6 protein-coding genes are annotated in these 10862 nt (G+C 51.6%); all 6 read right to left on the bottom strand.

From position 1 onward, the window contains the following. Positions 1 to 253 precede the first annotated feature (253 nt). The gene (locus tag PHP98_10020; GenBank protein MDD5483962.1) at positions 254 to 1402 is read right to left on the bottom strand and encodes a uroporphyrinogen decarboxylase family protein; all 1149 of its coding nucleotides are present in this window, start codon (positions 1400 to 1402) and stop codon (positions 254 to 256) included. A gap of 38 nt (positions 1403 to 1440) precedes the next feature. Then, a complete protein-coding gene (locus tag PHP98_10015) occupies positions 1441 to 3000 on the bottom strand; it encodes a choice-of-anchor Q domain-containing protein (GenBank protein MDD5483961.1) in 1560 nt (519 codons plus the stop codon). 56 nt (positions 3001 to 3056) lie between these two features. After that, on the bottom strand, positions 3057 to 6137 hold the full coding sequence (locus PHP98_10010; GenBank protein MDD5483960.1) for a hypothetical protein: 3081 nt from the start codon (positions 6135 to 6137) through the stop codon (positions 3057 to 3059). 31 nt (positions 6138 to 6168) lie between these two features. After that, entirely contained in the window at positions 6169 to 8274 is a 2106-nt protein-coding gene (locus PHP98_10005) for a beta-galactosidase (protein ID MDD5483959.1), read from the bottom strand. 17 nt (positions 8275 to 8291) lie between these two features. Beyond that, positions 8292 to 9662 (bottom strand): hypothetical protein, encoded by a 1371-nt coding sequence (locus PHP98_10000; protein MDD5483958.1) that lies wholly within the window; start codon positions 9660 to 9662, stop codon positions 8292 to 8294. A gap of 57 nt (positions 9663 to 9719) precedes the next feature. Continuing rightward, a partial coding sequence (locus PHP98_09995) for a Gfo/Idh/MocA family oxidoreductase (GenBank protein ID MDD5483957.1) occupies positions 9720 to 10862 on the bottom strand: 1143 nt, incomplete at its 5' end.

Below are 10862 nucleotides of genomic sequence, written 5' to 3'. Positions count from 1 at the left end.
AGGCGATTTCGGAAAGTTTCAGGGACGGCAGGTCGTATGTATCAGCCACGTGGCATCCCAACTTGTATCAGGAGTGCAACTTGGAGAAGAGAGGCTCGTGCTGGTGGAAATTAACGAAAGAGATAAACCGGGAAAAAGGCCTCCAGGAGTTGGGGAAAATACGGTCGCGCATGTTTGAGAACGACAAGGTTTCCGACCGGTTGTCGCAAATATATTTAATATTTAAGGGCTGTCCCTTAGAACATCCTTGTTGTCAGCCAGCCATGGTTGTCCGTCCGGCTGCAATCACAAGATCAATATCGCCGTCCGGAGGCAGGACGTCGCCCACGTTTAATATTACCCGCTTACTAAAGGCTTTCATGATACGCCTTGCGAAGGCGGTGATTTCATGCTCCGGAAGGTTCTGGGTGAAAAGCGTTGAAGGCACGCCGCAATAGCAGCGCAGGTCCTTTCCGGCCGCCGCGGCCAGCTCTTCCACCTCATAATTAAACATTGGCGCGGGCGTGCAGCCGTCAAGCAGGTCAAAATGAGTTTCCCTTATAACCGGGAAAAACCCCTTGAAATTGCCGTCCAGATGCGTTGAGACAAACTTGCCCTTTTTGTGAAGGATTGCGCAGGCTTTCTGATAAAAAGGAATACAGTATTTTCTGTAATAAGCGGGCGATATCAGATTCTCGTCGGCATGGTCCGAGATGCAGACGATTTTTGCGGGATAATCGGCCGCTTTTTCAATCAGGGCCAGATCAAGGTATTCCTGAAAACTCAACAAATCATGAATGACTTTTTCGTTGTCATAAAGCTCGTAGACCACCCTCTCAAACCCCATCAACTCATGCACGAGTTTGCCGAACGGCGAACGGTTAATGACCGTGTCGCACACTCCGAACCCTTCGGTATCCCCGTAAAATTCAAGGACGGCGGTTTCATCCGGGATTTCACGGCAGTTCTCCGCCAGATACTTGTAAATTTCAATGTCCTTCAGCTCCTTGATGAGATGCTGCTGCGGCGCCCATGAGCCGTCGCCGGCCAGCTGCCAGGTTTTCTGCAAATCGCCCCTGGGCGTTTTATAAGTCCGGCTTTTGAATTCACCGGTTTTTTTCTCCATCACCTCTATGCCGTTCAGGTATTCGGTGTTGCGCCACTTATACAAATGAACCGGCAGTCCCCAATCGTGTGTCCGGTAAAAATCAAGGAAGGTCATTTTAGCCGCCTTCCCTTTTAAGCGGCTCTCCTTTTTGTTAAATGCGCTGTCATCCGGTATATAATCCCCCGGACCAAAGGCCGCCTCGGTTCCGAACGGCTGGCGGGTGTAAACATACCAGCTTGCAATATCCGGGAAAAATGGCGTGCGGTCAATCTGTCCGCCGGTTAAAATATTAAAAAAACGGTCGCGATTGTTCAAGTTTGCCCCCTTGTTTCAGTTGCGGATAAATCTTCAAATTAATGAAAGGTGTAAATGCTTCCCCCGTGGATGTGCTCAAAGGCGCCCATATCCACGGTTCCGTAACGGATGCGCTGGCGTCCATCCAGGTCAAACGAATTTGTCATCCAGTCCTGATTAGAGCCCGAATTAACACACGGAGAGTTTGCGCTCAAACGATAATTACCGCCAGTAATGTCGACAAATTGCGGGTCGTTCGTAATATTCCAAGATTCCGGGGGAAAATTTGTATAACTCGCGCAGGTGAAATTGAACGCATTCCGATTGGTCGGTCCGCTTATGTCTTTTATATCATTTCCTCCGTCCGTATTGGTTGCGATGTTTTTCCACACTATGCAATTTGACACGCAATAACTGTTGTTTGTGCCTGAAACCGCGATCCCGCCTCCGAATTGCGCGCCCGAATTGCTCGCGATCGTACAGGAAACAACATAACCGGTATTGTTTACTATGTTTAACAAATATGCGCCCGCGCCATTACACCCCGAGCCGGACGATGGACGTATGGCGTTCTTTTCTATCAGGCACTGTTTGGCAATGCCGCCATTGTAAAAATACAAACCACCCCCCGAATTGCTTGCCGCGTTATCCGCTATCACGGAGTTTCTAATTTCGGGCGCCATATACGCAGAACTAGAACTTAAATAAACACCGCCTCCGTCTATTTTGGAAACATTTTGGCTGATACTGGAATTATCCATCGTGAAAGCGTTAAACAACGCAACTCCACCCCCGTTCCCAGCGGCATAATTTTCAACAACGACAGAGTTGGTAATAAACATTTCCCGGGTTGTGTATATTCCACCGCCGTTTTGCAAAGACGCATTGTTGCTGATAATAGTGGATTTTTTTAAAAACCCCAAACCCATTATCCCGCCACCATTCAAATAAGCGGTGTTTTCCGAAATAATGCAATTGGAAATACAAATGGTCGCGTCTCTCGCGTGAACGCCTCCGCCATAGCGACCGTAATTCCCCCTTATGATACATGTCAAAACCGTGCAACCGCCCTCCAAATTCATGCCGCCCCCGCCGCCCTGTCCCCAAATCGTGTTGGTGGATAGGTTGTCCGTCCTGTTGCCGGTAATCAGGCAGTTATAGACATTTCCGGAACTGACCTGCAGGCCGCCGCCGTTGCCGCTATAATCATTGGAACGCGCATAACCGTTAGTTATCGTAAAGCCGTCAATGGTCGGCCATCCGCCAATACCTCCCGCCACATAAAAACACCGGTTGGAACCGTTGCCCAAAACTGTCGTGTTGGTATAGCCGTTTACGCTTTTCAATATTATCCCATTGGTTATCAAAATCTGGTTGGTCAGGGCGTAAATGCCGTTCGTCACATAAACGGTTTCGCCGTTTGTCGCCGCGCTCACAGCCCATTGGATGTTCGTTGCCGCATCGGCCCAGTTGGTATAGGGGGGATTGTTCGCGCCATAGCCGCCGGGAGGAGTCACATAATGTTCGGCAGCAAAAGATGTTACCGTGCGGCAAAACAATCCGAGCAAAAAAAGCCAAACGGAGAAGTTCGTTGTAAAAGTCTTTTGTTGAATTGTCATAAAATGTATTCCTCCCCTGAAGATAAATTTAGCTCATTTACACTTCTGGCACAACGTTAATTGTTATTACCTTGCCGCGATTCGCATTTAAGGGTTGTCAACGCCCGGAGCACTCGTGTCCGCGCGCGGTCGGCAACGGATCTGTCCTTGAAATCCGACCAGTTCTGCAGGCGTGCATCATAATATCCGGGGGCCGTTTCATCCGCCACGGCCGCGAGCAAACGTTCGGCGTCAGCAATATCGGGCGCATCAATCCCCTTTGCCTTTAATTCCGCGATGCGATCCCTCATCATGGCGAGATACTCGTAATCCTCCACCCCTTCGCGCACAGCCTCCCAATGCTTGCCATCGGTTACGGAATCCGGCGTGGTGTACACAACGCCGAAACTCTCATGCGCGGCCATGAACTCATTCCAAGCCGAGCATCCCGATTCGGGATAAGAATTCCAATAATTCCAGAATGCCATGCCGACCGCATTGTTGCGCCAGCATTGCCAGGCCTGGAGCCGGTGGTAATAATAGGGGTCAAAAAGGCGCGCCGGACCTATGCAACTGTAAAACCAGAGCTGTTTTGCCTTGGAGCCGGACGAACGCAGAATTTGTTGTTTGGCTTCATCCATTCCGTGATAAGACGGACGGAGAGGGCAGAAAATGTCGTAACCAGCGAGCATTTTTTCGAATTCCGGGCTGCGTTTTTCCCAGCGTTTGCCCCAAGTGGACGCATCCGTAAAAAGCACAAATTCGGGCGCGCCGGCTTTGATTTGTTCAGCCCAAACCGTGTTTATCCGGTACTCTTCCGGCTCGCCGGGCTCATCCAGCGGATGCAGCCCGATTTGCCGCGGCGATATTCCTTTCTTTGCGGCATATGCCGCAAAAGCGGCGGCCCAACTCCGCACCATTTTGTTGAACCGCGGCGTGCCCATTGTTTCTCCGGCAAAATCGAACTTATTGGCGTTGATCCCAAGGAAGATGAAATAATTCCTGCTGTCCTTCCAGTCCCTGATCCAATTGTCAAATCCGGTTGTGCGCAGCGGTTTGACCAGATTGCCATCCTGGTCAAAATCCTCCTTTTCCGGCCAGCAGGCCGCGGCGCGATGTGCCCAGGGCGTGTCAACAAAATGCGCGCGCAGATCGGCAATCGCGATATTTACATTGCTTTCCGTAAGAGCGTAGGTCACGTACGGTTTGTGTGTGTAATCCCACATACTCAGTGAAAGACGCGGTTTATCCGGGAACCGGAAGGGATGGATGCTGACGGTCAGAGGCACTCGCAGCCCTTGATTAAAGCCTGATAAAATCCATCGGGCAATACGCGCCGCAATCCCGCATTCATTTGCAGGCCGGACACGGATTTCACCCTTATAGATTCCGGGCTTTACCCCAACCGGATGAAAACTCATCCAGACCTGGCGCGTCATGCCGGAAGGCAGATCAATCAGCCAGCCGGCTTCAACCTGTTTTGCTAACGGCAGGGGGTCCGCTATCATTTCACCCGTTTGGGTGCCCGCATATTCAACTTGATGAACCGCAACATATTCTGGATTGCGGCCTTCGGGCAAGCCCTCAATTGTAAGCAGCGCGGTCAAATCGTTCTTCGTGGTGTTCAACAAATTAACGACCTCGGCCCGGTATTCGTTGTCCATCATATCAACATGTAGATTTGGCGGCGCTGGCGGAACCTGCCCCGGCGTTTCAACGGCTGAAAGGGGGTCCCAACGGTTCTTGTGCCAGGCCGCGATGGGCGGAAATCCACTCAACCTTAGAAGGTCAGCATTGATTTTCAGCATTCTGGAGTGCAGGTCGTTAAGCGGCGCAATGGCGCGATAGCCGGGAGCGTCCACAGAAAAAAATTCCGTTGTTTTGACCTCCTCTTCCAGAGCGCGCAGTTCAGTTGCCATCTCCTGCCGCTGATTAGCGGTTATTTTTTTCTGCAGCATGTTTTTACTGATTGAATCCAGGTCCTGCAGCAAGGCCTTGCGCACTAAAGAGCTTCCGATTTTAACGCGACAAAAATCCCGGACGTTTTCAACCCGTTCGCCCGAGGCCGGTTTTTCAAGCAACGATTTCGGCCCCCGATAAACCTCGATTTCATCGCAGAACGTAAAATTCGGGGAACGGAACACCCATGCAACAACCGCAAGGCGAACGTAACGCCCTCTGGTTTCCAGGGTGCGCGTAATATAACGATGTGCCGAGTATTTATCCGAGGCCGGCAGTCCTTTGCCCCGACTTAGTTCAATCAGATCGCCAGTGTAATTGAAGCTCTTTCCGTCATCGCTGGTAAAAATCATAATGGCAAGAGGCCATTTGACTTCCAGCGTGCCGGCCGCAGTGTTGAACGACAAACCGCAGATCGGTTCAATATTTTTGAGATCAATGGTGATCGTGGTGCAAAACGCGTTTTTCCAGCCGACCGTGCTCTTCTGTTCCCAGAAAAATCCCCGCGTGTATTCTCCGTCGGTTAACTGGGTTGCGTCGTCTTTGTCGGCAGAATAATTCGGTTTTGGCTCAAAATCATACGGCTTGCCGCGCGCCATGTTGAACAGGTTTGTGTCGGCGTCTGCCCGGATGTTTTCGCTGTCACGCGTAAATTCAGCCGTCTCCCGAACGTTAACGTCATCTATCCAGGATGTTCCGGCAGGCACGGAACCGTTGGTAAGTGCCGCAACATCTGCGTAAACCACAACATCAAGCTGCTTATTTGTGCCGCTGTTAAACGTTTCATGCTGGAAACACCATTTCTCATTTTTCTCCCCGCCGATCCGCGAAAGAATCGGAGCATTTTGGAACGGAGTTCTCACGCAAACAACCGGTTTTGCAACTCCGGCGCTTTTGAACCAAGCTGAAAGCACATAGTCATGGTCGGGCAGGCAGTCAAATTCCTGCATGACCGGCGCAATTCTGGCCGGACTTTCGGTTCTGAAACGAAGGCATTGATTTCCGCTGTATCCGTCGTTGTCTACGACCTTGCAGACACCGGTGTTTTCGGTAATTTTCCAGCCTGATGGCGGAACAGCGGCCGATGTGTCGTCAAAGCCGGAGTTCATCAATAAACCGTTGGCTCGGCATGGCTGGCCGGCCAGCATCGTGACAATAAGCGCGCCCGCCATAATCAATGGTTTCCTGGAAATCATCATGATTCTTCCTTTCAATAATGTGTAACTTTGTTCAAGTCAACTTGACCACGGTCACGCCCTTGGGCGGCAAAGAGGCGCCGAATTCCCGGCTGTGTTTCACCGAAATGTTTTCGCCGCAAAGAACCTCTGCTTTTTTAAACCCGAATCCCGGCCGGCATGAAGCGGAAACCCGCTCAAACCCGTGATTGAACAGAAAGACAACTGAAACGCCGCCGGCACATTGAATGCGTCCGGTAACTTTGCCGTGCGGTTTTATTTTCAGACTTGGCTTGAAGCCGCAAAATTTGACCCATTCCGCGGCCGTCTTTACGTCCGTGCTTTTCTCGTAACAGGAGGAAACCGAGGTCCCGGTAAAAATAAATTTACCGAGGCCGCAACAACATTCCACAACCGCTGCGTTATTATCCGCATACCTTGCCAGCACCTTGTTTTTTCCCGCATCCAGCCAGCCCCTTTCCTGGCATCCGAACATTTTTTTTCCATTACCGAGCTTGAATACCGCTTTCTCCTCCAGCCATGTGAAATCGGTTTCCACCATGCCCAGCCTTGCCGCAAGACCGCCGCCTGGTGTCTCCCGCGAAAGCCAGTTGTTATCGTCGTAGCGTCCGAATCCACCGTCCGCGATAACAGTGCCGCCGTTTTCAGCATAAGCAATCAAAGCCGAAATAAACGCTTGACCAAGCAGCCACGGCATGGGGCAGTATATGATCCTGTATCCCTTGATCTCTTCTGCGTATCTGATTATATCAAATTGAATGTTATTAACCCAAAGCAGGTTGACCGCCCCAAAAAAAGCGGCCCGATAGGAAAAGCATCCCTTGGCAAGACAGGTCGTATGCGAATCCGGAGAATATAAAACGGCAGAGTCGCCGGCTACCGGCCTCATGGAAGCAAACAGGCACTCATGATCGCGGACCACTTTTTGAAACAACTTAAATTCTCTGATACGGAAAGTTTCCGCCCCGTTCAGGGCGGTCAGACCCCATGCATAGGGTGTTTCCCAGTGAAAAAAACCCTCCGGCTTAAACTGCCAGAGGTATATGCCCTTGGCGCCATGTGCCAGACATGTCCAGAGATTGAAAAAGAGTTCGCCTTCGTTCAAACGTCTGTGCGTGCCGGGCCCCCCGAACGCGGCTCCGCACGATAACTCCGAAACCCAGTAGTAATTATCAGCCCGCGACATGGAACGCATGATTTCCAAGTGGGCGACCGCCTTTGAAAATAAGGCCTGATTTGCATGCATCGCTTCATACAAAAGCTCATGCATGGATGTCCCGTAAAAATCAACCTGTTTGGCGATTTCCCAGTCATCCATGCAGCACAGGGCTCCGGAATGCGCATGCACGATCACGGGATGTTTTTTGTCGCATGACCGGGCCAAACCATAAAGCCACTTTATTCTGCCGGCCAGGCAATCGGTCATGAAACGCGTATAGGCCAGAAAGGCCTGCCCCTCAAAGCTCATGTTATAGGGCGGTTCTATTTCTTTAAATGAAGAATAATGCTCCCCGAAAATCCTGTTTAACGCCTCTATGTTGCGGTATTTATCCTTCAGCCACAACTGATACAGCTTGGTCGTATTTTTACAGGCGCACTCCGGAATGTCCACCTCCTGAAACACGTCCCAGCAAAGCAGGGCTGGATGGTTGCGGTATCTGCTGACCGCCGCCTTTACAAAAAAGGCCATGCGTTTCCTCAATTGCGGGGCGTCCCAGCAGCAACAGCCGCGAATGACGCCCCCCAAATAACGCTGGATCGGAAGTTCCCGCCGGGCCTCCTTGCCTAACGCGATAACCACCCTGGCATCCGCCTCGCGCACAACATAATCAGGCACGGTCTCCATCGGCAAGGTGGCCAATACCTTCAGTTTTTGGGCATGTGCCTTGTCCATCAATTCGTCTATTTCGTCCCACACATACATGCCCGGCCGGCGTTCAATCTGGTTCCAAATCAGTTCAATCTTGACCGTGTCAAGGCCGATTTCGCGAAAACGTTTGAAATCATGAACCCATTCGTCGGAAGGCGGAACAATGCGAAAATACTGCGCGCCTAAAATAATCCTGTCTTTAAACATTTTTTGATCGGATTTGGGAGCAACTTTCTTCCCGCCAAGCGGCACCGGCTTCGACGAAACCATGATGATATTCCTTTCATTTAAAAGCTATCGCGGCCAGAGAAATAGATGCATTCGCCCCCCGCGGCAAGCCGCGGGGCATTTTGCGGGTTTTTCGCAGGACCGATTATTTCCGCAAGATTCATGACTTCTCCGCCAAGATGGCCGTATCCGGCCATCCAATGATGACCGATGCCTTCCGAAAATATCCAGTCAATCACATCCCCAACGGAAGCATTGAATTTCACCCGCAACGGGTTGCCGGGGAAAACCATATCGGTTGGCAAGGCTTCGCCTTCCAAAACCGCCATTTGATAACCATTGCCTTTCGGTAGAATGCTGACCAGCGTGACCGGACCGGTTTTGGCGGGAAACAACGAACAGACACCCTGATTTGCGAGGCGCACTTTCGCAAACGTAATGTTTTCTTTGTCGGCGGCAAGCGAATGGGAAGATGAGCCGCAGTGGCTAAATACCACGCTGCCATCCGGCAGAGGATCGAGCCAGTCGGTATTGAGCGTCGGCTGTCCGGTTAAATGCTGCAAAATAAGCATACCCAATGCGCCGTTGACATCGCCTTCACAGGCAATTGGAACGCCTTCATCAGCCAACAAAGAAGCCGCGAGACAGGCACAGCCCATGAAATCCGGATAACAGCCGAAGGCCATGGCGGAAAGATTTTCCTCGGCAACGGTTTGCTTTATCGCCAGATAAACGCCGGCGGAGTCCAACCCGGCTTCATCGGAAACTGACGAGCGCGCCGCGTTTTTCCTGACATTTTCCCAGATTGCTTTTTTGCGGTTCGTATCAACCGCGCGGGAGTTTTTCAGCAAGCCAACCATATCCACCGGCACAACCCGGCACCCGAAAGTCTTTTTCAACGCCATTTCGTTTGCGCCGACATACGTCATCCCGCGCACATGCTGGCCGGCCATGCCGATCCTGGCCCGGCGCAAAATATGATTGAGGGCGGAAACCCGCAGGAAACTCATACACCGGTCAAGTTGCGTTCCCTCCCTGATTTCGCCGAAGACCGCCTGAAATGGTTTTTCCAACTGCCGCAGATAGCATCCAACCTGCTGTGTGCCGCATAGTGCGCCGGTCTCCATGCCGGGTAAAGGCCAGAACAGGATTGGAACATTGCATTCTTCCAGCATATCCAATGCAAGATAATCCTCGAACCAGCTTGTCGGCGCCAATGCCACGGATGAAACGTGCTTCTCGGCGAACTTCATTCCGGCCAGCCGCGCCTGCTCGGCGTTTTTTATTGATCCGCCGTTCACGACACTGCAGCCGGCGGATTCCAACAAGCGGCCGAGATCAGCCGCCGTCTGTTCCGCCCGGTCAGCGCCGACTTCAAGGGGGCTGGCCAGCGCCGCCGCGCCCACATGAGGAATTAATCTTGTTATCATATTTTTTGCGTTCGGTCTTTTATTCTGACTGCTGACTACTGAATTCTGCCTTCTGGATTACTTGATTTCCTGCCACTGGCCTTCCCGGCTGCTTTTTACGGCCGCCGCGGCGATTTTCAACTCATAGGCCGCTTCCTTGAAAGTCGGGTAATTTACGGCCGCTTTTTCGCCGGACATGTTTTTTTCAACCGCGCCATAAAAATCTGAAAACAGGTTGAACAAGGCGTCGTGGTACCCCATGGGATGGCCGGAGGGCAGAAGGGCGTATTTTCGGGTTGCTTCTTTCTGTTGAAGCGGCGATTCGATAAAAATTTCATTCGCCTTGTCCCGGTTGCCGACCAATAATTCGGCCGATCTTTCATGGTTCCAGGAAAGGGATTGTTTCGAACCGTAAATCTGCAGGTCAATTGACACCTTGCGTCCGGCGCACAGGGAACTGGTCATGAAGGCGCCCCGCGCCCCCTTGTCAAAGCGCAGCAATAGAGCGCCATAATCATCAAGGTCGCATTTGACGTCCACCATGTCTTTAGCCGTCTGCCGGGCAAAGGTGAGCGCTCCGGATTTCGGTTTTTTCCGGACAGGATGAATGGCGCGCAGGTCAGCCGTTAAACTGGTGATTTTCAGGCCGGTGACGAACTGGATCAAATCGCACCAGTGGCTGCCAAGATCGGCCATTATATATGAATTGCCGGAGCTTTCGCGCGTCAAGCGCCAGTTATAGTCGGTATTGAACAAGAGCCAGTCCTGCAGGAAGTACCCCATCACCGAAAACACTTCCCCGATTTCGCCGTTCTTTATCCTTTCCTTTGCTTCCTGAATAACGGGGTAAAAGCGGTAACAAAAATTAACCCCCGCCTCCAAATGCCTGTTTTCCGCCAGTTCAGAGAGAAAAATTCCCTCGGTGGCCGTGAGCGCCAGGGGCTTTTCCGAGAAAACGTGCTTGCCGCATTCCAAAGCTTCCTTGTTTATCTTGTGATGCAGATTATTCGGGGTGCAATTATGAATGACTTGAATGTTTTTATCGTCCAATAGTTCGCGATAATCGCCTGTCACGCGCTCTATTCCGAATTCCCGCGCAATTTCCTGCCCGGCTGCGGGATTGGCCTCGGCCAATCCCGCGATCTTTACTTTCGGATAAAGGCGCAAGATTTGCGCAATTTGAACTTTGCCGATGAACCCGGCGCCGATAAACGCCGCGTT

The sequence above is a fragment of the Kiritimatiellia bacterium genome, assembly GCA_028715905.1.
Classification (GTDB): domain Bacteria; phylum Verrucomicrobiota; class Kiritimatiellia; order JAAZAB01; family JAAZAB01; genus JAQUQV01.
Note: the sequence above shows the minus strand (reverse complement) of the source record. Positions and strands in the feature narration are given on the sequence as shown.